Raw genomic sequence first — 500 nt, forward strand, 5'->3', positions numbered from 1 at the left:
GCTCTAAGGTGGGCTCTACTCGTGGACAGTGCTCCGTGGAATGCGAAACGTTTTTCTGAAAGAACAGTACTGGAAGCAAAATCGAAATTTGTAGATACATTAGTCAATGTGTATAGTTTCTACGTTTTATATGCAAATTTAGATGAGTATAATCCGAAAGAAACGTATGATGTAAAGCGGACGAAATTAGATGAATGGGTATTATCAAGATTGCATAGCACAACGAAAAAGGTAAGAACTGCACTTGATGATTATCAATTCACAAATGCAGCTCGTGAAATTGCCGCACTGGTAGATGAAGTGAGTAACTGGTATGTAAGACGTTCACGCAATCGTTTTTGGGAATCAGGCATGAATCCTGAAAAAGCAGCTGCGTATGAAACACTTCATGAAGTGCTTGTAACAATTAGTAAATTAATCGCACCATTTACACCGTTTGTAGCTGAGGATATTCATCTGAATTTAGAAGGAAGCAGCGTTCATTTAGCAGATTATCCAGT

General features: G+C 38.4%; 1 protein-coding gene. It reads left to right on the plus strand.

The features are described 5' to 3' along the window. Window positions 1-500, plus strand: a 500-nt coding sequence (locus AC1DTM_RS31450) for a class I tRNA ligase family protein (protein WP_477001817.1), incomplete at both ends; no start/stop codon positions are given.

This window comes from Bacillus sp. P4_D3 (genome assembly GCF_056401855.1).